The sequence below is a fragment of the Blastococcus sp. OS1-29 genome (genome assembly GCF_057628075.1).
The window spans coordinates 162,049-185,726 of sequence record NZ_JBXXJK010000005.1; the positions used below are offsets into that span (position 1 = coordinate 162,049).

Consider the following 23,678-nt stretch of genomic DNA (forward strand, 5'->3'; position numbering starts at 1 on the left):
CCGCCGTACGACCCGAGGGGCCAAACCTCGCAATGACCGTTCCCGTCCCCGCCTCTCCGACCGGCCGTTCCGCACTCCCCCCGCCGGGCAGCGACCCGGAGTGGTTCAAGCGCGCCGTGTTCTACGAGGTCCTCGTGCGCGGCTTCGCCGACAGCAACGCCGACGGCGTCGGTGACCTGCGCGGCATGATCGACAAGCTGGACTACCTGCAGTGGCTGGGGGTCGACTGCCTCTGGCTGCCGCCGTTCTTCGCCTCGCCGCTGCGCGACGGCGGCTACGACGTCAGCGACTACACGGCGGTGCTGCCCGAGTTCGGCGACATCCAGGACTTCAAGGACTTCCTGGACGCCGCCCACGCCCGGGGCATGCGCGTGATCATCGACTTCGTCATGAACCACACCTCGGACCAGCACCCGTGGTTCCAGGCCAGCCGGAATGATCCGGAAGGCGAGTACGGAGATTTTTATGTCTGGGCCGACGACGACAGCGGCTACGCCGACGCCCGGATCATCTTCGTCGACACCGAGACGTCGAACTGGACGTTCGACCCGGTCCGGCGGCAGTACTTCTGGCACCGCTTCTTCTCCCACCAGCCCGACCTCAACTTCGAGAACCCGGCGGTGCAGGAGGCGATCATCGACGCCCTGCGCTTCTGGCTGGACCTCGGCATCGACGGCTTCCGGCTCGACGCCGTGCCCTACCTCTTCGAGGAGGAAGGCACCAACTGCGAGAACCTCCCGAAGACCCACGAGTTCCTCAAGCAGGTGCGCAAGGTGGTCGACGCCGACTACCCCGACACCGTGTTGCTCTGCGAGGCCAACCAGTGGCCGGCCGACGTCGTCGAGTACTTCGGCGAGAACGGCGACGAGTGCCAGATGGCCTTCCACTTCCCGGTCATGCCACGCCTGTTCATGGCCGTCCGGCGGGAACAGCGCTTCCCGATCTCGGAGATCATGGCGCAGACGCCGGACATCCCCGACAACTGCCAGTGGGGCGTCTTCCTCCGCAACCACGACGAGCTGACCCTCGAGATGGTCACCGACGAGGAGCGCGACTACATGTGGGGGGAGTACGCCAAGGACCCCCGGATGAAGGCCAACATCGGCATCCGTCGCCGGCTGGCCCCGCTGCTGGACAACGACACCAACACCCTCGAGCTGTTCACCGCGCTGCTGTTCTCCCTGCCGGGCTCCCCCGTCCTCTACTACGGGGACGAGATCGGCATGGGCGACAACATCTGGCTCGGCGACCGGGACGGCGTCCGCACCCCGATGCAGTGGACCCCCGACCGCAACGGCGGCTTCTCCACCGCCGACCCGCAGCGGATGTACCTGCCGCTGAACCAGGACCCGGTCTACGGCTACCAGGTCACCAACGTCGAGTCGCAGCTGCGCAACACCACGTCGATGCTGCAGTGGATCCGCCGGATGATCGCCGTCCGCAAGGAGCACCCCACGTTCGGCCTGGGCACCTTCGCCGAGATCGGCTCGCGCAACCCGACGGTGCTCTCCTTCGTCCGCGAGTTCGGGGACGACGTCGTGCTGTGCGTGAACAACCTGTCCCGGTTCCCGCAGCCGGTCGAGCTGGACCTGCGCCGGTTCGAGGGCTACACGCCGATCGAGCTGACCGGGCGGGTCGAGTTCCCGGACATCGGCGTCCTGCCGTACATGCTCACCCTCGCCGGGCACGGCTTCTACTGGTTCGAGCTGGCCAAGCCGGCCGAGCCCGTCGCCGAGGAGAACGAGGACTGGGAACAGGCCACCTCGAGCTCCGTCGCCGACTCGCTCCTGGCCGCGGGCGTCGTCAGCGCCGCAGAAGAGACACCGGGCGACAACGCACCCGACACCGAGGGGGACTCGCGATGAAGGTGCTCACGGAGCTGTTCCGCGAGTGGATGCCGCACCAGCGCTGGTTCGGCGGCAAGGGCCGGGAGTGGGCCGACGTCTCCGAGGACGGGTTCTTCCTCGACCGCGGCAACCCCGTCCTGTCGGTGCACCGGGTGCGGATCGCCTACAGCGACGGGCACAAGGAGACCTACCTGGTGCCGCTCTCGTGGCGCGACTCCCCGGCCGAGGACCTGGAGTCGGCGTTCGTGGGCGCCGTACCCAGCGACAACGGCGAGAGCTACGCCTACGACGCCATGCGCGACCGGGACGCGACCGCCCCGTGGCTGATCCACCTGGTCAACGCCTCGACCGTCGGGCCGATGCACTTCCACCCGGCCGGCGTCGCCTACATCCCCGAGGGGTTGCCGGGCGACATCGTGTCCGGCGAGCAGAGCAACACGTCGCTGATCTACGGGTCCGAGGCGATCCTGAAGCTCTTCCGCCGGCTCGAGCCCGGGCTCAACCCGGACGTCGAGATCCACGACGCCCTGCGGACGACGAAGAATCCGCACATCGCACCGCTGCTGGGACACATCGAGATCGACGACCCCGACCCGGCCACCGCCCCCGCGACGGTGGCGATGCTGCAGACCTTCGTGCCGAACGCCAGCGACGGGTGGCGGCTCGCGACCGCCAGCGTCCGCGACCTGTACGCCGAGGGCGACCTGCACGCCGACGAGGTGGGGGGCGACTTCGCGGCCGACAGCGAGCGGCTGGGCGCCGCGACGGCATCGGTGCACGCCGACATGGCCGCGGTGCTGCCCACCGAGCGGGCCGACCGCGACTGGTTCGCGGCGACCGCGGCGCAGATGGCGGAGCGGCTGCAGGCGGCGATCGAGGTCGTCCCGCAGCTGGCGGAGCACGCCGACGGACTGCGGGCGCTGTACGCGGCGGTGGCCCACACCGACGAGCCCGTCGTTCGCCAGCGCGTGCACGGCGACCTGCACCTCGGACAGGTGCTGCGGACGGCGACCGGCTGGATCATGCTCGACTTCGAGGGCGAACCCGCGCGCCCGCTGGCCGCCCGGCGGGAGCTGGACAGCCCGCTGCGCGACGTCGCCGGGATGCTGCGCAGCTTCGACTACGCCGCCCGGCACATGCTGGTCGAGCAGCCCGACGATCCGCAGCGTGCCTACCGCGCCCAGGAGTGGGCCACCCGCAACCGCAGCGCGTACTGCACCGGTTACTCACAGGCCAGTGGGCTCGATCCGTGCGGGGAATCACCACTCCTTCGGGCGTTCGAGGCCGACAAGGCGGTTTACGAGTGCGTCTACGAGGCACGCAACCGTCCGCACTGGCTGATGATCCCGCTGAACTCGTTGTCCCGGCTCACCGAGTCAGGTTGACCGGCCCCCGACGGAAGCGACCGCACCACTCCCGAGCACAGCAGAGGACGGCGAGAAGATGACGACCGAGGACCGAGACGAACGTCCGGTGGCCGACAAGGACGCCCTCCAGCGAGCCGTGGACGAGTCGACCGCAGCGGCCGAGGCGGCTGCGGGCAGCGAGCCGATCGTGAACGCGGAGCCGCCGGCCGCACGGACGACGGCGAAGAAGACCGCCACCGCGAAGAAGGCGCCGGCAGCCAAGAAGGCGCCGGCGGCGAAGAAGGCGCCCGCCGCCAAGAGAGCGGTGGCGAAGAAGGCGCCCGCCGCGAAGAAGGCGCCCGCGAAGAAGGCCCCTGCCGAGTCCGTGACCGTTGCTCCGGTGGTGCCGCCCGCACCGGTCGCCGAACCGGCCGGGGCCACGGCCACCGCGCCGTCCGCCCGCCCGGGGGAGGTCAGTGACGAGGACCTGCGGGCCGTCGTCGAGGGCTGGTCGTACAACCCCCACGGCGTGCTCGGCACGCATCAGACCGCGGACGGCTGGGTGGTGCGCACGCTGCGGCCGGACGCCGTGGCGGTCGCCGTCCTCGACCAGGACGGCAGCCGCTACGAGGCGACCTCGCTGCACCCGGGCGGCATCTACGAGGCGCCCCTGCCGCAGCAGCCGGGCGACTACCGCATCGAGGTCGTCTACCCGGACGGCCAGGGCGGCACGAACACCTTCACCGTCGACGACCCGTACCGCTGGATGCCGACGATCGGGCAGCTCGACGAGCACCTGATCCGCGAGGGCCGGCACGAGCGCCTGTGGGACGTGCTCGGGGCGCACGTCCGCCGGTACGACACCCCCCGGGGCACCGTCGAAGGTGTCTCGTTCGCGGTGTGGGCGCCCAATGCCCGTGGCGTCAAGGTCACCGGAGACTTCGACTACTGGCAGGCCCGCGCGTACCCGATGCGCTCGCTGGGCTCCTCGGGGGTGTGGGAGATCTTCATCCCCGGGGTGCAGGTCGGCAGCAGGTACCGCTACCACGTGCTCGGCGGCGACGGCACGTGGCGCGAGAAGTCCGACCCGCTGGCCTTCGCCACCGAGGTGCCGCCGCTGAACGCCTCCGTCGTCACCGAGTCGACCTACGAATGGGCCGACGACGCGTGGCTCACCGAGCGCGCCCGCGGTGGCTGGCACGAGCGGCCGATGAGCGTGTACGAGGTGCACGCCGGCTCGTGGCGGCAGGGCCTGTCCTACCGGCAGCTGGCCGACGAGCTCGTCGACTACGTGGTCGCGGCCGGGTTCACCCACATCGAGTTCATGCCGCTGGCCGAGCACCCGTTCGGCGGCTCGTGGGGCTACCAGGTCACCTCCTACTACGCCCCCACCGCTCGGTTCGGCTCTCCCGACGACCTGCGCTACCTGATCGACCGCGCCCATCAGGCCGGCATCGGCGTCATCGTCGACTGGGTGCCGGCGCACTTCCCGAAGGACGAGTGGGCACTGGCCCGGTTCGACGGGACGGCCCTGTACGAGCACGCCGACCCCCGGCGCGGCGAGCAGCTGGACTGGGGCACCTACGTCTTCGACTTCGGCCGGCCCGAGGTGCGCAACTTCCTGGTCGCGAACGCGCTCTACTGGGCCAAGGAGTTCCACATCGACGGCATCCGCGTCGACGCGGTCGCCTCGATGCTCTACCTCGACTACTCCCGCGACGAGTGGGTGCCCAACATCCACGGCGGTCGGGAGAACCTCGAGGCCGTGGCGTTCCTCCAGGAGATGAACGCCACCGTGTACCGCGAGGTCCCCGGCGTGGTCACCATCGCGGAGGAGTCGACCGCCTGGCCGGGCGTGACCCGGCCGACGCACCTCGGCGGCCTCGGCTTCGGCTTCAAGTGGAACATGGGCTGGATGCACGACTCGCTGGCCTACATGCAGCGCGCGCCCGTGCACCGCAGCTACCACCACGGTCAGCTGACGTTCTCCATGATCTACGCCTACTCGGAGAACTACGTGCTGCCGATCAGCCACGACGAGGTCGTCTACGGCAAGGGGTCGCTGCTGCGGAAGATGCCGGGTGACCGCTGGCAGCAGCTGGCCAACCTGCGCGCCTACCTGGCCTACATGTGGGCGCACCCGGGCAAGCAGCTGCTGTTCATGGGCACGGAGTTCGGCCAGGACTCGGAGTGGGCCGAGAGCCGCTCACTGGACTGGTGGCACCTCGACGACCCCGCCCACCGCGGCATCCTGCAGCTGGTGACCGACCTCAACAGCCGGTACCGGGAGCTGGACGCGCTCTGGTCGCTGGACGTCGACCCGGCCGGTTTCCAGTGGATCGACGCCAACGACGCCACCGGCAACGTGCTGTCCTTCCTCCGGTACGGCAAGCCCGGCTCCGCGGGCAACGGCGCCGGTGAGGGCGAGGGGGCGGCGCTGGCCTGCATCGCCAACTTCTCCGGGTCGCCGCACCAGGGGTACCGGATCGGGCTGCCCCGACCCGGGTTCTGGCGGGAGGTGCTGAACACCGACGCCGAGGGCTACGGCGGGTCGGGCGTCGGCAACATGGGCGGCGTCGAGGCCGTGGCCGAGCCGTGGCACGGCCAGCCGTACTCCGCGACGGTTGCCGCGCCCCCGCTGGGCACCGTCTGGTTCCTGCACGAAGGCTGACCGTCACACCCCTCCCCCCGCGAACGGGGACCAGGCATTCTGTGCGGGCGCCCGATCGCACCGCCGGCAACCGGCCGGCCTTCCACCGAGGGGGACCGCTGGATGAGACGGTTCCTGCGCGCCGTCCTTCCGGCGGCTCTGGCGGCCGTTCTGGTGACCGGCTGCGGCATCGGCAGGCATGTCGTGGGCCAGGCCTCGCCGGGGCCCGGTGAACCCGTCGACGTCGCGCCGGACGCCTTCCCCATCACCGGAGCCGGCGACACCGCGGTCGACCAGCTCGCCCGCAACGCCCTCACCGACCTGAACGCGTTCTGGTCCGAGGCGTACCCGGAGTTCTTCGGCGAGGACTTCAGGCCGCTGGAGAACGGCTACTTCTCGGTCGACTCCGACGCCGTCGACGAGAGCGCCTACCCCGACACGGGCATCGGCTGCGCCGGCTCCCCGACGAAACCGGAGGAGGTCGCCGGGAACGCCTACTACGACCCCGCGTGCGACCTGATCGTCTACGACCGCGCCCTGCTCGAGGAGCTCTCGACCGACTACGGCCGCTTCCTCGGGCCGGTCGTCATGGCCCACGAGTTCGGCCACGCCATGCAGGGCCGCTTCGGTTTCGCCGCCAGCGGTCGCAGCATCCAGGACGAGACGCAGGCCGACTGCTTCGCCGGGGCGTGGACCCGCTGGGTGCGCGACGGCAAGGCCGAGCACCTCTCGCTGCGGACCCCCGAGCTCGACGACGTCATCCGCGGCTTCCTGCTGCTCCGGGACGACGTCGGCAGCGACCCCAACGGCAGCCAGGCCCACGGCTCCTACTTCGACCGGGTCTCGGCGTTCTACGAGGGCTTCGACGGCGGCGTCGGCTCCTGCCGGGACGACTTCGGCGAGGACCGCCTCTACACCGCCGCCTCGTTCACCGCGGGCGACCTGCAGACCGGGGGCAACGCGAGCGTCGCCCAGATCGACGACTGGGTCGGCACGACGCTCCCCGAGTTCTGGACCGGCGTCTTCCCGTCGGTGTACGGCCGCGACTTCCGCCCGCCCGCGGTGAAGACCTTCAACCGCACCGCCCCGAACTGCCCGGGCGTGCGGAACCGTGATCTGGGCTACTGCGCCGCCGACAAGACCGTGTACCTCGACAGGACCGACCTGGCCGAGCCGGCGTACCACGAGATCGGGGACTTCGCGCTGGCCACCGCGATCTCACTGCCCTACTCGCTGGCGGTGCGCAAGCAGGCCGGGCTCTCGACGGACGACGGTGCGGCGACGCGCTCGGCCGTGTGCCTGACCGGCTGGTACGAGGCGCAGTGGTTCAACGGCGCCTTCACCGAGAGCACGGACGGCGCGGTCATCAGCCCCGGGGACATCGACGAGGCCGTGCAGTTCCTGCTGAAGTACGGCGTCCGGCCCGAGGTCTTCCCCAACACCTCCGCGTCCGGCTTCCAGCTCGTGGGCGCCTTCCGCACCGGCTTCCTGGAGGGCGGGGACGCCTGCGACCTGGGTCGCTAGCTCAGAACAGGGCGAGGGTGAGCTGACGGCGCGCCGCGCCCACCCGCGGGTCGTCGTCGCCCACGACGGCGAACAGCTCGACCAGGTGCTGGCGGGCCTGGTCACGCTCCTCACCCGCGGTGCGCCGCACGACGCCGAGCAGGTGGTCGAAGGCCTCCTGCACCTTGCCGGTGCCGAGGAGGAAGTCCGCGGCGCGGGTCTGCGCAGCGACGTCGTCCGGGGCGGCCTCGGCGGCGGCCAGCGCGTCGGGTCCGGCCTCGTCGGCGCGGCGGAAGAGCTGCACCTGGCGCAGCGCGAGGGCTGCCTCCGGGTGGTCGGGTTCGGTGTCGAGGATCGCCCGGTAGACCGCCTCGGCGGCCTCCAGGTCGCCGCGCTCGAGGGCTGCCTCGGCCTCGTCCAGGCGCGGGTCCTCGACCTCGGCCGGCGCCTCACCGTCGGCTCCGGGGACGGCGCCGCCGGTGGTCGCCTTCACCAGTTCGTCGACGAACTGCCGCGCCTGCTCCTCGGGGATCGCCCCGGTGAACTCGGCGACCAGCTGCCCCTGCCAGACGGCCTTGACCGCCGGGATGCCCTGCACGCGCAGCCCCTGGGCGAGCGCGGGATTGGCGTCGACGTCGACCTTGGCCAGCACCCACGAGCCGGCGCCCTCGGCAGCCAGCCGCTCGAGCACCGGGGACAGCTGCTTGCACGGGCCGCACCACTCCGCCCAGAGGTCCAGCACGACCGGCACCTGGAAGGAGCGGTCGAGGACCTCGGACTGGAAGGTCTCCTCGGTGACGTCGAGGACGGCCGAGCCCGGCGCACCGGCCGGGCCGGCGGCGCTGGGCGGCGGCGCCGTCTGGGCGCGGGCGGCCGCGTCGGACCGCGCCTTCACCGCGGCGAGATCGACCGCGCCGGCCATGGCGGCCGCCATCTGCGCCTGCTGGGCTTGCGCGCGCGGGTCGGGACGTCCGGGACGAGTGGGCTGCATGACAGCCATGATCCCACTCGTCCCCATCCCGTCACCTGGGCCGGTGGCCGCTGTAGTCCACGACCTGCTGGAACGTCGGACGGTTCTGCCAGTCGATCGGGCGCACCCCGACCAGGCCGGCCGTCGTCGACCGGATGTCGTCGATGTGCTTGTCGTAGGTCAGCTGATCGACCGACGAGACATCCTGCTCGGCAAGCACCTTGGCCACCGCAGCCTTCAGCGACGCCCGCAGATCCGCCTGGCAGGTCGTGAGGTCACCGTGGCCGCAGTACGCCCGCGACCAGGCACCGGGGGTCTTCCCCCGCACCACGTCGAGGTCCTTGAGCACGTAGCCGTACCAGGCCACGCCGTTCCAGGAGGAACCCAGCCCCTGACGCGGGTGGTCGTCCCGGCGCTGCGGCAGCTCGCCGACGAGGTTCCCCAGCGTGCCGCGCAGCAGGTCCTGCGCGACGCCTTCCTCCCCCTCGCCACCCCACCAGGTGTCGAACAGCGCGACGGCGGCCTGGTCCTCGTAGGAGCCGTTGCGGTCCTGGTCGATCCGGTGCGCACCGCTGCGCTGCCAGTCGCGCAGGAGCGTGACGGCGTCGGCGACCTGGGGATCGGGATCGTCCCCGATCACGTCGAGCAGCGACGGCAGCGTGTAGAAGGCCCGGGAGTCGACCGTCGCGGCGCCCTGGACCGCGGCCACGACGTCCGTCGTCGTCACGCCACCCTTGTCAGCGAGCGCCTGGAGCCGGTCGGAGATGGCCAGGCTGCGGTGCACCGGCCCGTAGCCCCACTGGTCGTCGGCCGCGCTGAACTGCGGCGCCTGCTTGTTGTTCCAGGAGACCAGGTAGCCCGAGGGCGGATTGACCTGCTGGGGGTGCTGGTCCACGCCCAGCCAGCCCTGCCAGTCGTAGGCGGCGTCCGCCCAGCGCGGCAGGTGGCCGTCCACGTCGCCGGAACGGATCGGGAGCCGGCCCGACGAGTAGTAGGCGATGTCGCGGTCGTCGACGTAGAACCAGTTGAACGTGTAGTCGATCGCCGAGGCGGCCTTGCGGAAGCCGGCGGCGTCCTTCACGTAGTCGGGATTGCCGAGCCGCTCGAAGCCGAGCGCGGAGTCCAGCTCGCGACCATAGGTGCTGCGCTGCAGCACGATCGCGACCGGCCGGCCGCCGACCGTCGTCCGCAGCTGGACGATGCCGTGCCCGGTCCGCAGGACGAGGAACGTGTACGTCTGCGGGGCTCCGGGGCTCGACGCGTTCGGGATCGCCGTCTCCTCGTGCACCTGCTTGTCCATCGGCGTGCACTTCCCGCCGACGAGGTAGCCCTCCGACTGCACGGTGGCCTGTCCGCCGGCGGGGTCGCAGAGCCGCTCGACGACGGTGTCGACCAGGTCGCTGCCGGCGCTGGTGGCCGACCAGGCGTAGTCGACGCCGCGCCCGAGCTCCACGACCAGGCTGGTGCCGGCGAAGGACACGCCGCGCGCCCGGATGCCCGGTGCGACGACGGCCTGTTCGGTGAGCAGCTGCGGGGTGAAGTACCCGGTCTGCGGTCCGAAGACGACCCGCGGGTGGCCGTCGACGGTCCGGTCGCCGGCGACCAGCGCCGCGTTGCTCATCATGTCGGGGACGCCGCCCCCGAGGTCGATCGGACCGAACGGCCCCTGGACGACGGTGGCCTTCTGCTGCGTGCCGAACCGGCCCGCCAGGGAGCCCGGTCCCGGATCGGGGATCCCGCCGGAACCGGCATCGGCGCCGGTGCCGGGCGCCGTCTCGCCGTCGAGGTCGGGCAACGCCACGCCGGGCTTCCCCGGGTTCACCGGGCCGCTGCCGTAGGGCGCCGGGTTGCTCGACGTCGTGGGTGCCTGCGGGTCGTCGGCCAGCGCGAGGTCGTCGAAGATCCGCTTGGCCTCGTCGGTGCCGAAGCGGGCCTCGAGCTGGGAGAACCAGCGCGCGTTGGCGAACTCCGCGCCGCCCCCCTTGCCGAAGATGCCGCCGACCAGCGAGGCCACGTAGACGACGTCGGCGCGGGTCCAGGGCTCCGGCTTCTTCTGCAGCGCCGCGTACTCGACCGGGCAGTCCGAACCGGTCACGACAGCGGGGCACATCTCCTGCTGCGCGGCGTTGATGCCCGCGATGTAGGCGTCGAGAGCCGCCACCAGGCGCTTGCCCTCCGCGCCGAAGCGCACCTCCGCCTCATCGATCTGCGCCGCGGCCTCCTCCCGGGTGTAGAACGCCGTCCGCAGCTGCTCCTGGTCCATCTCCACGTTGGCCTCGGACGGGCCGAGGAACTCGGCCGCCCGCGCGGCTCCGACGTGCCGGAGCAGGTCCATGAGGAACATCCGGTCCTTCGTCCCGGCGTAGCCGGAGCCGAAGGCGGCGTCCTCCCGCGTCCTGCCCTCGATGTAGGGGACGCCGAAGGAGTCCCAGCGGATCACGACGCCCGACTTCGGCCGGTCGGTCCGGACGGCGTCCTTGTTGGCGAGCGTCAGCGGTGCGTCCTTGTAGAACGACGAGAGCTGGCCGTCGGTGAGCGCGCCGAGGTCGGCGTGGTTGAGGGCGTCGTACATCTCGAGTTGGTCGGCGAAGTTCGGCGGTGCGTTCTTGCCGTCGACGGCGACGCGACCCTGCGGGTTGCCCGCGGTGACCTGCGCGGCCTCGACCGCGTTGATCGACCCGGACTGGCCCGGCGGCAGGATGTTGCGGACGCCGGGATACTCCCCTGCCGACCCGCCCTTCGGGGTCGCCGCCGCGGGAGCGGAGAGCCCCGCCACCACGACCGCACTCGTGACTGCACTCGTGACGATGACCGTTGCCACACGCCGCACGACGACCTCCACCGGAATCGGCGATTGTTGGTCGTCCAACGACGAAGTTACCGGCGGGTTACTTCGCCCCTTCCGGTCTCGGAATCAGAAGCGGGCAGGCTCGGTGTAGTTGCCCCACTCGGCCCGCAGCGCGTCGCAGATCTCCCCGAGAGATGCCTCGGCCCGGACGGCGTCCAGCATCGCCGGGATCATGTTCGCCTCGGTGCGGCCCACCTCGACCATCCGGGCGACGGCGGCACGGGCCGCCGCGTCGTCCCGGTTCCGGCGGCGCTCGTCGAGCTCGGCCTTCTGGTCGAGCTCGACCTGGTGGCTGACCCGCAGGATGTCCAGGGTGTCGTGCGCCTCGACCGAGCCGGTGAGGGTGTTGACCCCGACGACCTTCTTGTCGCCCTTCTCCAGCGCCCGCTGGTAGACGAACGCGGCCTCGGCGATCTCACCGGTGAACCAGCCCTCCTCGATGCCGCGCAGGATGCCCGAGGTCATCGTCCCGTCCGCGCTCATGTCCTTGATGCGGGTGAAGATCTCCTCCGCCTGGCGCTCCATCTCATCGGTGAGCGCCTCGACGTACCAGGAGCCGCCCAGCGGGTCGGCGACGTTCGTCACGCCGGTCTCCTCCATGATCAGCTGCTGGGTGCGCAGGGCGATCTGGGCCGCCTTCGCGCTCGGCAGCGCGAGCACCTCGTCGAGGGCGTTGGTGTGCAGCGACTGGGTGCCGCCCAGGACGGCGGCGAGGGCCTCGATCGCCGTCCGGGTGATGTTGTTGTCCGGCTGCTGCGCGGTGAGCGAGACGCCCGCCGTCTGGGTGTGGAACCGCAGCTGCTGGGCCTTCTCGGTCGTCGCGCCGTACACGTCACGCAGCCAGCGCGCCCAGATGCGCCGGGCGGCGCGGAACTTGGCGATCTCCTCGAAGAAGTCCAGGTGCGAGTCGAAGAAGAAGGACAGGCCCGGTGCGAACTGCTCGATGTCCAGCCCGCGGGACAGCCCCAGTTCCACGTAGGCGAAGCCGTCCGCGAGGGTGTACGCCAGCTCCTGCGCGGCGGTCGAGCCGGCCTCGCGGATGTGGTAGCCGGACACCGAGATCGGCTTGTACGCCGGGATGTTCTCGGCGCAGTACTCCATCAGGTCGCCGATCAGGCGCAGGTGCGGCTCCGGGGCGAACAGCCACTCCTTCTGCGCGATGTACTCCTTGAAGATGTCGGTCTGCAGCGTGCCGTTGAGCCGGCCGACGTCGACCCCCTGACGTTCGGCGGCGACCAGGTACATGCAGAACACCGGGACGGCGGGGCCGCTGATCGTCATCGACGTCGTGGTCTCGTCGAGCGGGATGTCGGAGAACAGCACGTCCATGTCGGCGGCGGTGTCGATCGCCACGCCGCAGTGCCCGACCTCCCCCAGCGACCGGGGGTCGTCGGAGTCGCGCCCCATGAGGGTGGGCATGTCGAACGCGACCGACAGCCCGCCACCGCCCTCGGCCAGGATCATCTTGTAGCGCTCGTTGGTCTGCCGGGCGTTGCCGAAGCCGGCGAACTGGCGGATGGTCCACGCCCGGCCGCGGTAGCCGGTGGCGTGCAGGCCGCGGGTGAAGGGGAACTCCCCGGGATAGCCGATCCGCTCGAACCCGGGCACCGCCGACTCGTCAGCCGGCCCGTAGACCGGGTCGACCTCGACGCCGGAGAGCGTGGTGAAGTCCGCGTCGCGCACCTTGCCGGCCGCGAGGGCCGAGTCGTACCGCTGCTGCCACCGCTGCCGGGCGTCCTGGGTCATGACTCAGATAGTAGGACGTCCAACTATCTGGCGTCGACCTCCGCGCCGGCCACGTCACCCGCGCCGATCCGGACCCGCTTGAGGACGTCGAACAGGTCCGCGCGGTCGTCCTCCGACAGGTCGCCGAGGCCGAAGTCCAAGCCGGTCAGCTCCGCCGTGGCGCGCTCGACGACCCGCCGTCCGTCGTCGGTGATCGCGGCCAGCACCCCACGCCCGTCGTTCGGGTTCGGACGCCGGTCGACGTACCCGGCGGCGACCAGCCGGTCGATCGCGTTCGTGACGCTGGTGGGGTGGACCATCAGCCGGCTGCCGATCACCTTCAGCGGCAGTTCACCGGTGCGGCTGAACGTGAGCAGCACCAGCACCTCGTAGCGGGCGAAGGTCAGCCCGTGCGGCTTGAGCACCTCGTCGAAGCGGGCGAGCAGGATCTGCTGCACGCGGAACACCGACGTGGCGGCGCGCATCGCGGACGCCGGACCGAAGCGCTCCTCCCATGTCTGCCCCGCCCGCTCGATCGGGTCGAAGGGCAGGCCCAGTGGTCGCACCATGCCCCGAACGCTACCGACGCCGCCCGGAGGTCGTACGACCAACGGCTAATGGCGGGGCCACCTCCTGTCCATGACGGTTCAACCAGCGCTCCCACCGAGACGGGGGCTCACCCCAGGAGGCTTCGATGAGGATCCGGTTCAGGCTCAGCGCCGTGCTCGCCGTGCTGGCTGCCCTGCTGCTCGCGTTCGCGTCCCCCGCACTCGCCAAGGGCGGCACGGGCGGCGGTGGCGGCGGCGGTGGCGGCGGTGGCGGCGGTGGCGGCGGTGGCGGCGGCGGCGGCGGCGGAACCACGACGGTGCCCGCGGTCAGCTGCGCGCAGATCGAGAGCGCGATCGTCGACCCGAACCCGCCCCCCTTCAATCCGAATCCCGTCTTCCCCGAGCCGATCACCATCCAGCAGGGCACGCGGGCGGAGAACCAGGTCGCTTTCGACCTCACCGTCAACAACCAGTGCGCCGACGAGGTTGCTGCCGGTCCGAAGGGCTCCATCGCCGTGAGCACGACCGTCTTCGACGCGACGGGCGCCCCGCTGTTCACCGGCGCGAACATGCAGCCCGCGTTCACGCGGATCGTCTGGCGCTCGTGGGTCACGATCCCCAGCGCCGACACGACGGTGCCGAACTACACCGACGTGGTCTCGTTGTTCAAGGCGAACGGCCAGGTCCAGGACACCCTGACGTACACGCCCGCTGAGGTGAACCAGGCCATCCTGACGGCGGTGGCGACGCAGACGCGGCAGTCGGTCGGCCACCACTAGCAACCACTCGGAAGGGGCGGGACTCCTCCTCGGAGCCCCGCCCCTTCCGCTGTGACCGGATCCACACCCGGCGCTCTAGTCCCGCTGTCCGGGCGACTTGTCGCCGTGTCGACGCCTCGACATGGCGATCGCCGGGTTGAGGTCCTGCCGGGCCTTTCCTAGCGTGGAGGAGCCGGCCGGGTGGTCGTCGCCCGACGAGGGTGGCCCCGGATCGGTACCGCCGCAGCCCGGTGCGGTGCGCCCCTCGAGGGCCCGCCCGGCAGCGCGAGCCGCGTTCTCGACATCCGCCACCCAGCCGAGCTGTGCGGTGCCGTGCGCGCCGATGGCTCCGGCGGACGACGGAAGGGAGAGCCGCCGCACATGGCGACCACCCGCACGAACCTGTCCGACTACGACCTGCCCGGCGCCCGCCTGCGCGGCCGGTCCCTGACGCGCCTCGGCGCGGGCCTGCTCACCGGCGCCGCGGCGTCGATGTCGCTGGTCCTCACCCCGGTGACGGCCACCGCCGCCGAGACCGCCTCCTCGTCCACCGCCGCACCGAGCTCCGCCGCGCAGACCGCCGTCGACACGGCACGCGCCCAGGTCGGCAAGCCGTACGAGTACGGCGGCGCCGGGCCGGACAGCTACGACTGCTCCGGCCTCACCCAGTACGCCTACCGCGCCGCCGGGATCGAGCTGCCGCACTCCAGCCGCAGCCAGTCGGAGATGGGCACTCCCGTCGACCGGGCCAACCTGCAGCCCGGGGATCTCGTCTTCTTCTACCAGCCGGTGAGCCACGTCGGGATCTACGTCGGCGACGGTCAGATGGTCGACGCCGGCACCGAGGACACGGGCGTCGTCCAGCGCAGCGTCGACATGGAGGGCTACGACTTCGCCCGCCGGATCGCCTGATCACCGTGCGGACCTCGAGCCCGGACGCCGCCCTCAGTCGGGGCGGCGTCCGGGCTCGACCACGCCCTGCCGCTTGAGCTGGGTGCGCAGCAGTTCCATACCCCGCTCCATCTCGGCCTCCCCGAGCACCGCCGTCCCCCGGTCCGGCTCGTCGGGCAGGTCGACCTCGTAGCGGAAGGCGTCCGGATGCGGCGGCTCCGCGGCCGGGGCACCCCAGGGCAGCGCGCCGAGGGCCTCCTCCAACCGCGACGCGTCGCCGGACGGCAGGTCGGCCGTCTCCAGCTCCGCCGCGAGGGCGATGTTGCCTGCGATGCCGCCCACGCGGCGGACCCGGATGCGCACGACGCTCAGAGTGGCACCTTCACCGCCTCCCAGGACTGTCGGACCGCGTCGGCCTGCTTGCTCTGCGCGCCGTAGACCATCATCGCGTTCCGCACCGACAGCCGGGCGAACTCCTGGAACGTGGCCGTCGGCGTGAGCCGGGCGTCCCGCAGCGTCGCGTACCAGATCGGACCGGCCGCGTCCCAGGCGTTGCCCCCGAGGGTCGTGGCGAGCACGTAGAAGGCGTGGTTCGGGATGCCGGAGTTGGTGTGCACGTCACCGCCGTCGACGTAGCCGTCCATGTCCGCCGGCTGGTCGTCGTGCGGATTGGCCTTCCCGGGTTCCTTCATCGACCGCAGCGCCGGCCGCAGCGCCGGGCCCACGATGTCGGCCCCGATGAGCCAGTCCGAGGTCGTCACGTCCTGACCCAGCGCCTGCTGCTTGACCTGGATGCCGAAGACGTCGGAGACGGACTCGTTGAGCGCCCCCGACTGCCCGGAGTAGACGAGGTTGGCCTCGAACTGGGTGACGCCATGGGTCAGCTCGTGCCCGATGACGTCGATGCCGGCGGTCGTCTGGGTCAGCACCTGGCCGTCCCCGTCCCCGAAGAACATCGCGTGCCCGTCCCAGAAGGCGTTCGGATACGCGTCACCGAAGTGGACGCAGCCGTCCAGCTTCTGCCCCTGGCCGTCGATCGAGTCCCGCTGGAAGACCGACCAGTAGTAGTCGTAGGTGAAGCCGAGGCCGTCGTAGGCCTGGGTGGCGGCCTCGTCCTCCGTGGCGGGCTGCCCTTCGGCCCGCACGACGCGGCCGAGCGTCTGGCTGGTGCCGTGGTCCTGGTCGTAGATCGTCCGGTTGGGCTTCCCGCCGATGCGGGCGAACGTCACCGGCGCCGTCGACCTGCCGCCCGTGCGCGAGGCCGATTCGGCCCGCGCGATGCGGAACCGAGCGTCCAGACGCAGAGCGTCCAGGGCCGAGCGCCGCACGGCCTCCTCGTCCGAGCGAGCGAGCCTGTCGAGCAGGCCGGGCGGCAGGATGCACCGCAGAGCATTGCGTTCAGCCACTGTCTTTCCCCCAGATCAGCGCGGTCCGCGCACCCCCGCCGGGCTCGCGGTGTCGTTACCCGACCGCCGAACGCGCGCGCTGTCAACGCTCCTGTGCGTGGTGTCCTCGCCGGTCAGCGCGTCGGTCAGCGCGACGGCGGACGCAGCGGCGGAACCTTGCGGAGGCCGAACACCTGGCGCAGCGCCACCTGGGCGGCGTTGTCCCCGCACGCCCCGTGCACGGCCGGTCCCGGCGGGGTCGCCGCGGACGCGAGGTAGGTGCCCCGCACGGGTGTCTTGTAGGTGTTCCAGCGCGGCACGGGACGGGCCAGCATCTGGCGCAGGGTGGCCTGGCCGTTGGAGATGTCGCCCCCGAGGTAGCTGGGGTTCCACTGCTCCATCTGGACGGCGGTCTTCGTGTACCGGTCGACGACCGTGTCGCGGAAGCCGGGCGCGAAGCGCTCGATCTGGTTCTCGATCGCCGCGGTCATGTCGGCGTCCGAGCCGTGCGGCACGTGCACGTAGGCCCAGAAGATGTGCCCGCCGGCGGGCGCGCGGGTGGGATCGGGCACGGTCGGCTGCACCGCGAGCACGTAGGGCTCGTCGGTGAGCCGGCCCTGGTTGGGTGCCCGCTCCCCCGCGATCGTCTCGTCGAGGGTGCCCGCCACGTGCACGGTGCCGGCGCGGCGGACGTCCGGGTTGGTCCACGGCACCGGTTCGGACAGGATCCAGTCGATCTTGAACACGCCCGCGCCGTGCTTGTACCGCGACACCCATCTCTTGTAGCCCTCGTTCACGCGGTCGCCGGCCATCGAGACGAACGCCTCGGGCGTGGTGTCGAGGAGGACGGCGGGAACGCCGTCGAACTCGCGCAGATCGGTGACGTGGTGGCCGGTGACCACCTCGCCGCCCTGCTCCTCGAGCGCGGTGACCATCGCGTCGGCGAGCTTCTGCGAGCCGCCCTCGACCAGGGGCCACCCCGCGTGGTGGGACAGCATCGTGAGCAGCATCCCGAGGGCGGAGGTGAGCGGCTGGCTGAGGTCGAGCATGCCGTGCGCCGCAGCGCCCCCGATCAGCGCGCGGGCGCCCTCGGTCCGGAAGTAGCGGTGCGCGAGCCAGTGCACGTTGGGCAGGCCGTTGAGCCCGAACTTCGCGATCTCCACCGGGCTGCGCGTGGGCACGCTGCGCAGCTTGCTGGTGAGGAAGAAGTCGACGACGTCGGTGCCGTGCTCGACCAGGGGGCCGAACAGACGGCGGTAGGCGGCCGCGTCCTCCCCGAGGCCGACCGCGGTCTCCTCGAGCGAGCGCAGCGACAGCGCCGCCCGCCCCCCGTCGAGGGGATGGGCGAAGTTCACCTCCGGCTGCACCAGGCGGACGCCGCGGCTCCCGGGGTCGAACTCGCGGAAGAACGGGGCCGCCGCGGCCATGGGCTGGACGGTCGAGCAGACGTCGTGGTGGTAGCCGGGGCGCATCAGCTCCTCGGTGCGCATCCCGCCGCCCGGTCGCTCGCCCGCCTCCACCACCTGCACCCGCAGTCCCGCGGCGGCCAGCCGCAGGGCGCCGGCCAGGCCGTTCGGGCCTGCTCCGACGACGACGGCGTCAGGTCTCCCGTTCACCGCCCCATCCTCGCCGGGCGGCGCCGGACGTGCCCGTTCTAGAGCTGGTCGAGCAGCTCGTCGGCGGCACGGAAGGGATCGGTCTGCCCCGCGACCACGGTTCCGGCGAGCGCCCCCAGCGCGGCCGAGCCGTGCACGTCGGCCAGCCGCTCGCGCAGGGTGGCCAGCGCGATCGCCTCGATCTCGCGGGCGGCCCGCTCCTCGCGGCGGCGCCGGCCTTCCCCGGACGACTCCAGCCAGCGACGGTGCTCCTCGACCTTCTCGAGCACCTTGTCGATGCCGTTGTCGGTCTCGCGGGAGGCCACGGTCTTGCAGATCGGCGGTCGCCAGTGCCCGGGCTCGGCGAACCGGCCACCCAGGGACTGCATGTAGCGCAGGTCCCGCACCGTCTGGTCGGCGCCGTCCCGGTCGGCCTTGTTGACGACGAACAGGTCGGCGACCTCCAGGATGCCCGCCTTCGCCGCCTGGATCCCGTCGCCCATCCCGGGCGCGACCAGGACCAGCGTGGTGTCGGCCAGCGAGGCGATCTCGAGCTCGGACTGCCCGACCCCCACGGTCTCGATGAGGACGACGTCGCAGCCGGCCGCGTCCAGCACGCGCAGCGCCTGCGGGGTGGCCCAGGCGAGACCGCCGAGGTGTCCGCGCGAGGCCATGGACCGGATGTAGACGCCACCGTCGCCGGCGTGGTCCTGCATGCGGACCCGGTCGCCGAGCAGCGCACCGCCGGAGAAGGGTGAGGACGGGTCGACCGCCAGGACGCCGACCCGCTTCCCGGCCCGCCGGAACGCCCGCACGAGCGCGGTCGTGGTCGTCGACTTGCCGACACCCGGGGACCCGGTCAGCCCGATGACCTGCGCGTGGCCGGTGTGGGGGGACAGCGCCGCGGCCACCTCGCGCAGCGCGGGGCTGGCGTCCTCGACCAGCGAGATCAGCCGGGCGACCGACCGTGCGTCGCCCGCGCGTGCGCCGGCGACCAGTGTCGGGACGTCGGCCGACCGGCGCCCCCGGCGACCCCGCGGGGCCTCGGGGTCGGGGGTCCGGACCGCGGTTGCCTCCGGGCTCTCCGTCACGCCTTGGCGGGCACGTGCAGGATCAGCGCGTCGCCCTGACCGCCACCGCCGCACAGCGCCGCGGCGCCGATCCCGCCGCCGCGGCGGCGCAGCTCGAGCGCGGTGTCGAGCACGATCCGCGCGCCGCTCATGCCCACCGGGTGGCCGAGCGCGATCGCCCCGCCGTTGGGGTTGACCTTCTCCGGGTCGATGCCGAGCTCGCGGGTGGAGACGATGCCGACCGCCGCGAACGCCTCGTTGAGCTCGACGACGTCGAGGTCCTTCGGGTCGATGCCCTCCCGCGCGCAGGCCTTCTGGATGGCGCGCGACGGCTGGCTCTGCAGTGTGGCGTCCGGGCCCGCGACGACGCCGTGGGCGCCGATCTCGGCGAGCACGGTGCAGCCGAGCTCGGCGGCCTTCTCCGCGCTCATGACGACCACGGCGCAGGCGCCGTCGGAGATCTGGGAGGCGGTGCCGGCGGTGATCGTGCCGTCCTTGGCGAAGGCCGGCTTGAGCTTGGACAGGCTCTCGACCGTCGTGTCGGCGCGGATGCCCTCGTCCTCGCGGAACTCGATCGGGTCGCCCTTGCGCTGCGGGATGAGGACCGGGGCGATCTCCTCGTCGAAGATTCCGTTCTTCTGGGCTCGGGCGGCCTTCTGGTGGCTCTCGGCGGCGAAGGCGTCCTGCTCCTCGCGGGTCAGGTCGTAGCGGCTGTTCGCCTGCTCGGTCAGCGCGCCCATCGCCACCTGGTCGAAGGTGTCGGTCAGGCCGTCGTGCGCCATCGAGTCGATCAGCTTGGTGTCGCCGTACTTCGTGCCCGTGCGCGAGTTGGCCAGCAGGTGCGGGGCGTTGGTCATCGACTCCATGCCGCCGGCGACGACGACCTCGAACTCGCCCGCGCGGATGAGCTGGTCGGCCAGGGCGATCGCATCCAGGCCGGAGAGGCAGACCTTGTTCAGCGTGAACGACGGCACCGACATCGGGATGCCACCGGCGACGGCCGCCGGGCGGGCCGGGTTCTGTCCCGCGCCGGCCTGGATGACGTGACCCATGATCACGTAGTCGACCTGGTCGCCGGAGATACCGGCCCGCTCCAGGGCTGCCTTGATGGCCACGCCGCCGAGGTCGGCCGCGGAGAAGTCCTTCAGGGAGCCGAGCAGGCGGCCCATCGGGGTGCGGGCGCCGCTGACGATGACGGAGCGGGACATGCTGCCTCCAGTGCCGGGCCGCCGCCGTTGGCAGCCGTGTCGTGTGCAGATCTCTGGTCGTCCATAACCTGTCATCAGGATAGGGCGCTCTGTTCAACGAGCCACCTCCCGGCGGCGCGCTCCCCCTCCCGCGTGACAGTGACCACATCGATGTGACGTCTGAGACGTCTGGCGGCAGGATGCCCGCGTGACCAACGACCAGGCCGGGTTGCCCGGCGAGCTGTTCACCACGATCGACCACGTCGGCATCGCCGTCCCGGATCTGGACGAGGCGATCGCGTTCTACGCGCAGGCCTTCGGCGTGCAGTCCGTGCACGAGGAGACCAACGAGGAGCAGGGCGTGCGCGAGGCCATGCTCGCCGTCGGCGACGGCACCACCCGCATCCAGCTGCTGGCCCCGCTGACCCCGGAGTCGACGATCGCGAAGTTCATCGGTCGCTCCGGGCCGGGCCTGCAGCAGCTGGCCTTCCGGGTCGAGGACGTCGAGGCGGTCAGCGCGACCCTGCGCGAGCGGGGACTCCGGCTGCTCTACGACGCCCCCAAGCGCGGAACCGCTGACAGCCGCGTCAACTTCGTGCACCCGAAGGACGCCGGCGGCGTCCTGGTCGAGCTCGTCGAGCCCGCTGCCGGCGCGCACTGATCCGGTTGGCCGACTGGGTTACCCACCGGTAACATCGCCCCACCGCACCCTCAAGCAGCACACCGAGCCGACGAAGACCCGGGAGTACGCGTGAACGAGATCAGGGACGCCATCCTCGCCGACCAGCTGGACGCCGTGGCCGGGCTGAAGGTGCCCGAGTCCTACCGCGCGGTGCTGGTGCGCAAGGACGAGCAGCACATGTTCGAGGGCCTCGATGCCAAGGAGAAGGACCCGCGCAAGTCGCTGCACGTCGAGGAGGTGGCGACCCCGGAGCTCGGTCCGGGTGAGGCGATCGTGGCGGTGATGGCGTCGTCGGTGAACTACAACACCGTCTGGACGTCGATCTTCGAGCCGGTCTCCACGTTCGGGTTCCTCGAGCGCTACGGCCGCGTCTCCGAGCTGACCAAGCGGCACGACCTGCCCTATCACGTGGTGGGCTCCGACCTGGCCGGCGTCGTGCTGGCCGTCGGCCCGGGCGTGAACAAGTGGAAGCCCGGCGACGAGGTCGTGGCGCACTGCCTGTCCGTCGAGCTCGAGGACCCGGCCGGCCACGACGACACGATGATGGACCCCCAGCAGCGCATCTGGGGCTTCGAGACCAACTTCGGCGGCCTGGCCGAGCTGGCTCTGGTCAAGAGCAACCAGCTCATGCCCAAGCCCGCCCACCTCACCTGGGAGGAGGCCGCCGCCCCGGGGCTGGTCAACTCCACCGCCTACCGGCAGCTGGTCAGCCACAACGGCGCCAACATGAAGCAGGGCGACGTCGTCCTGATCTGGGGCGCCTCGGGCGGCCTGGGCTCCTACGCCACCCAGATGGCGCTCAACGGCGGCGCGATCCCCGTCTGCGTGGTGAGCAGCGCGGAGAAGGCCGACATCGTGCGGAAGATGGGCGCCGAACTGGTCATCGACCGTTCCGCGGAGAACTTCCAGTTCTGGAAGGACGAGGACACCCAGGACCCCAAGGAGTGGCAGCGCCTGGGCAAGAAGATCCGCGAGCTGACCGGTGGTGACGACGTCGACATCGTCTTCGAGCACCCGGGCCGGGAGACCTTCGGCGCCAGCGTCTACGTCGCCAAGAAGGGCGGCACGATCGTCACCTGCGCCTCGACCACCGGCTACATGCATCAGTACGACAACCGGTACCTCTGGATGAACCTCAAGCGGATCATCGGGTCGCACTTCGCCAACTACAAGGAGGCGTGGGAGGCCAACCGGCTCATCGACAAGGGACTCGTCCACCCGACGCTGTCGAAGGTCTACGCGATGGACGACGTCGGTCAGGCGGCCTACGACGTCCACCACAACCTGCACCAGGGCAAGGTCGGCGTCCTCACCCTCGCCCCGGAGGAGGGCCTCGGCGTCCGCGACCCCGAGAAGCGCGCCAAGCACCTCGACGCGATCAACCGGTTCCGGGGCGTCTGAGGACGCACTCGCGTCCCTTTCGCCCCGCCATTCACCCCGACACGCTGACGCGTCCGGGACCTTCTGCGAGGATGGGAGCCATGACCGACCCCCGCCACGAATCGCTGCCGATGCACGAGGCCCAGCACTCGTTCGACGTGGTCCTGCGGGGGTATGACCGCAGCCAGGTGGCCGACACGATCGAGCGGCTGGAGGCCGACTTCCGGATCGCGCTCGCCGACCGCGACGCCGCGGTGGCCCGGTCGTCGGACATGGCCGGCCAGCTGTCGGCGCTGCACGGCGAGATCGAGACGCTGCGCCGCAAGGCCGCGACCGCCTCGGCGCCGACCTTCGAGAACATCAGCGAGCGCATCCAGCACATGCTGCAACTCGCCGAGGAGGAGGCCGCGGAGATCCGCCGCGCCGCCGAGCTCGACGCGCACGCCGTCCGCGAGCAGACCGCGGCCGAGGAGCGCGCGATGCTCGAGCGGCACGCCGCCGGCCAGGCCGAGGTCGAGCGGATGATCGCCGAGGCCCGCGCCAACGCCGACCAGATCGCGCAGAAGGCACAGCTGCGGGCCGACGAGCTCGTCGGCAAGGCGCAGGAGCGCGTGGCCCGGCTCGACGCCGAGTCGCAGGCCCGCCGGGCCAAGGTCGAGGAGGACTTCGACATCGCCCAGCGCTCCCGTCGCGCCGAGGCCGCCCGCGTCGAGGAGGACCGCGAGCGGGTCTCCACCGAGGCGGCACGCCAGCGGATCGCGGCTGCCGAGCAGCACGCGGCGCAGCTGATCGCCGAGGCGGAGGCCAAGGCCGAGGCGATCCGCAGCATCCGCGACGAGTTGACCGGCCGCCTGCTGCAGGCGCGCCAGCTGCTCACCACCCTCCCCGACCTGGGCGACCGTCCCCAGCAGGCCGAGCCGAAGGCGGCCGCCGAGCAGGCTCCCGCCACCGCGCCGGCACCGGCACCGAACCGGGCCGTCGACACCGGACAGGAGGCCGCCGAACGGCGCCCCCAGCCGGCCGCGCAGACCCCGGCTCCGACGACCGCACCTGCGACGACTCCCGCACAGTCCGCGCCGCAGAACGCTCGGGGCGAGAGCGAGGCGGGCGCGGCCCGGCAGCCCACCCGCGCCCCGGAGCCCGCCACCCGCCAGCTCCCGATGCCCCCGCGCGGCACCGGTGCCACCTCGGCTCCGACCGGCCCGGCGACCCAGGCGATCGACGCTCCGGTGAGCCAGGGGCGTTCCTGAGCTCGGTACCGCACCTGGCAGTACGGCTCTGCGCGGCCGTCGG

At 71.6% G+C, this 23,678-nt stretch carries 18 protein-coding genes; 9 read left to right on the forward strand and 9 right to left on the reverse strand.

Annotated elements, in window-relative coordinates; all coding sequences use genetic code 11:
- The first annotated feature begins 32 nt into the window (after positions 1 to 32).
- From treS to AC2H4J_RS14365, 4 genes are all read left to right on the forward strand, one after another.
- The gene (gene treS / locus AC2H4J_RS14350; protein WP_487465546.1) at positions 33 to 1,865 is read left to right on the forward strand and encodes a maltose alpha-D-glucosyltransferase; all 1,833 of its coding nucleotides are present in this window, start codon (positions 33 to 35) and stop codon (positions 1,863 to 1,865) included.
- Positions 1,862 to 3,232 (forward strand): maltokinase N-terminal cap-like domain-containing protein, encoded by a 1,371-nt coding sequence (locus AC2H4J_RS14355; protein ID WP_487465547.1) that lies wholly within the window; start codon positions 1,862 to 1,864, stop codon positions 3,230 to 3,232. The genes treS and AC2H4J_RS14355 overlap by 4 nt, the downstream gene beginning before the upstream one ends.
- A 58-nt stretch (positions 3,233 to 3,290) precedes the next feature.
- Entirely contained in the window at positions 3,291 to 5,864 is a 2,574-nt protein-coding gene (gene glgB / locus AC2H4J_RS14360) for a 1,4-alpha-glucan branching protein GlgB (protein ID WP_487465548.1), read from the forward strand.
- A 102-nt stretch (positions 5,865 to 5,966) separates the two neighbouring features.
- Positions 5,967 to 7,367 carry a neutral zinc metallopeptidase gene (locus tag AC2H4J_RS14365; protein ID WP_487465549.1) on the forward strand — a complete coding sequence of 467 codons (1,401 nt, stop codon included), beginning with the start codon at positions 5,967 to 5,969 and terminating at the stop codon, positions 7,365 to 7,367.
- A gap of 1 nt (position 7,368) precedes the next feature.
- On the opposite strand, the gene AC2H4J_RS14370 is transcribed toward AC2H4J_RS14365, so the two are convergent.
- From AC2H4J_RS14370 to AC2H4J_RS14385, 4 genes are all read right to left on the reverse strand, one after another.
- Positions 7,369 to 8,337, reverse strand: a complete 969-nt coding sequence (locus AC2H4J_RS14370; protein ID WP_487465550.1) for a tetratricopeptide repeat protein — start codon at positions 8,335 to 8,337, stop codon at positions 7,369 to 7,371.
- Positions 8,338 to 8,368: 31 nt separating this feature from the next.
- Positions 8,369 to 11,146, reverse strand: coding sequence for a penicillin acylase family protein (locus tag AC2H4J_RS14375; protein ID WP_487465551.1), 2,778 nt, complete (start codon positions 11,144 to 11,146; stop codon positions 8,369 to 8,371).
- A gap of 84 nt (positions 11,147 to 11,230) precedes the next feature.
- The gene (icmA, locus tag AC2H4J_RS14380; protein ID WP_487465552.1) at positions 11,231 to 12,910 is read right to left on the reverse strand and encodes a coenzyme B12-dependent isobutyryl-CoA mutase large subunit; all 1,680 of its coding nucleotides are present in this window, start codon (positions 12,908 to 12,910) and stop codon (positions 11,231 to 11,233) included.
- 23 nt (positions 12,911 to 12,933) lie between these two features.
- The gene (locus tag AC2H4J_RS14385; RefSeq protein WP_487465553.1) at positions 12,934 to 13,458 is read right to left on the reverse strand and encodes a MarR family winged helix-turn-helix transcriptional regulator; all 525 of its coding nucleotides are present in this window, start codon (positions 13,456 to 13,458) and stop codon (positions 12,934 to 12,936) included.
- A 125-nt stretch (positions 13,459 to 13,583) separates the two neighbouring features.
- Between AC2H4J_RS14385 and AC2H4J_RS14390 the strand changes: the two genes are divergently transcribed.
- Complete coding sequence (locus tag AC2H4J_RS14390) at positions 13,584 to 14,216, forward strand: hypothetical protein (protein WP_487465554.1); 633 nt, start codon at positions 13,584 to 13,586, stop codon at positions 14,214 to 14,216.
- Positions 14,217 to 14,576: 360 nt separating this feature from the next.
- Complete coding sequence (locus AC2H4J_RS14395; protein WP_487465555.1) at positions 14,577 to 15,107, forward strand: C40 family peptidase; 531 nt, start codon at positions 14,577 to 14,579, stop codon at positions 15,105 to 15,107.
- Positions 15,108 to 15,140: 33 nt separating this feature from the next.
- On the opposite strand, the gene AC2H4J_RS14400 is transcribed toward AC2H4J_RS14395, so the two are convergent.
- The 5 genes from AC2H4J_RS14400 to AC2H4J_RS14420 form a co-directional block, all read right to left on the reverse strand.
- Complete coding sequence (locus AC2H4J_RS14400) at positions 15,141 to 15,449, reverse strand: protealysin inhibitor emfourin (protein ID WP_487465556.1); 309 nt, start codon at positions 15,447 to 15,449, stop codon at positions 15,141 to 15,143.
- 5 nt (positions 15,450 to 15,454) lie between these two features.
- On the reverse strand, positions 15,455 to 16,492 hold the full coding sequence (locus AC2H4J_RS14405; RefSeq protein WP_487465557.1) for a M4 family metallopeptidase: 1,038 nt from the start codon (positions 16,490 to 16,492) through the stop codon (positions 15,455 to 15,457).
- Positions 16,493 to 16,617: 125 nt separating this feature from the next.
- The gene (locus AC2H4J_RS14410; RefSeq protein ID WP_487465558.1) at positions 16,618 to 18,087 is read right to left on the reverse strand and encodes a phytoene desaturase family protein; all 1,470 of its coding nucleotides are present in this window, start codon (positions 18,085 to 18,087) and stop codon (positions 16,618 to 16,620) included.
- A 38-nt stretch (positions 18,088 to 18,125) separates the two neighbouring features.
- Entirely contained in the window at positions 18,126 to 19,157 is a 1,032-nt protein-coding gene (gene meaB / locus AC2H4J_RS14415) for a methylmalonyl Co-A mutase-associated GTPase MeaB (RefSeq protein ID WP_487465559.1), read from the reverse strand.
- Positions 19,154 to 20,344, reverse strand: a complete 1,191-nt coding sequence (locus AC2H4J_RS14420; RefSeq protein ID WP_487465560.1) for an acetyl-CoA C-acetyltransferase — start codon at positions 20,342 to 20,344, stop codon at positions 19,154 to 19,156. Before AC2H4J_RS14420 ends, meaB begins: the two co-directional genes overlap by 4 nt.
- Before the next feature lie 187 nt (positions 20,345 to 20,531).
- On the opposite strand from AC2H4J_RS14420, the gene mce reads away from it, so the two are divergent.
- The 3 genes from mce (at position 20,532) to AC2H4J_RS14435 (ending at position 23,635) form a co-directional block, all read left to right on the forward strand.
- A complete protein-coding gene (gene mce / locus AC2H4J_RS14425) occupies positions 20,532 to 20,984 on the forward strand; it encodes a methylmalonyl-CoA epimerase (RefSeq protein WP_487465561.1) in 453 nt (150 codons plus the stop codon).
- 90 nt (positions 20,985 to 21,074) lie between these two features.
- Positions 21,075 to 22,406: a crotonyl-CoA carboxylase/reductase gene (gene ccrA, locus AC2H4J_RS14430; protein WP_487465562.1), complete on the forward strand. Its 1,332-nt coding sequence runs from the start codon at positions 21,075 to 21,077 to the stop codon at positions 22,404 to 22,406.
- Between the two features lie 80 nt (positions 22,407 to 22,486).
- Positions 22,487 to 23,635, forward strand: coding sequence for a hypothetical protein (locus AC2H4J_RS14435; protein ID WP_487465563.1), 1,149 nt, complete (start codon positions 22,487 to 22,489; stop codon positions 23,633 to 23,635).
- Positions 23,636 to 23,678: the final 43 nt, after the last annotated feature.

Excerpts from the sequence above, each read along its gene's own strand:
- AC2H4J_RS14365 (WP_487465549.1), top strand. The coding sequence starts at position 5,967 with ATGAGACGGTTCCTGCGCGCCGTCCTTCCGGCGGCTCTGGCGGCCGTT.
- icmA (WP_487465552.1), bottom strand. The coding sequence starts at position 12,910 with ATGACCCAGGACGCCCGGCAGCGGTGGCAGCAGCGGTACGACTCGGCC.
- AC2H4J_RS14435 (WP_487465563.1), top strand. The coding sequence starts at position 22,487 with ATGACCGACCCCCGCCACGAATCGCTGCCGATGCACGAGGCCCAGCAC.
- AC2H4J_RS14420 (WP_487465560.1), bottom strand. The coding sequence starts at position 20,344 with ATGTCCCGCTCCGTCATCGTCAGCGGCGCCCGCACCCCGATGGGCCGC.
- AC2H4J_RS14395 (WP_487465555.1), top strand. The coding sequence starts at position 14,577 with ATGGCGACCACCCGCACGAACCTGTCCGACTACGACCTGCCCGGCGCC.
- AC2H4J_RS14385 (WP_487465553.1), bottom strand. The coding sequence starts at position 13,458 with ATGGTGCGACCACTGGGCCTGCCCTTCGACCCGATCGAGCGGGCGGGG.
- treS (WP_487465546.1), top strand. The coding sequence starts at position 33 with ATGACCGTTCCCGTCCCCGCCTCTCCGACCGGCCGTTCCGCACTCCCC.
- AC2H4J_RS14390 (WP_487465554.1), top strand. The coding sequence starts at position 13,584 with ATGAGGATCCGGTTCAGGCTCAGCGCCGTGCTCGCCGTGCTGGCTGCC.
- AC2H4J_RS14355 (WP_487465547.1), top strand. The coding sequence starts at position 1,862 with ATGAAGGTGCTCACGGAGCTGTTCCGCGAGTGGATGCCGCACCAGCGC.
- AC2H4J_RS14370 (WP_487465550.1), bottom strand. The coding sequence starts at position 8,337 with ATGCAGCCCACTCGTCCCGGACGTCCCGACCCGCGCGCGCAAGCCCAG.
- glgB (WP_487465548.1), top strand. The coding sequence starts at position 3,291 with ATGACGACCGAGGACCGAGACGAACGTCCGGTGGCCGACAAGGACGCC.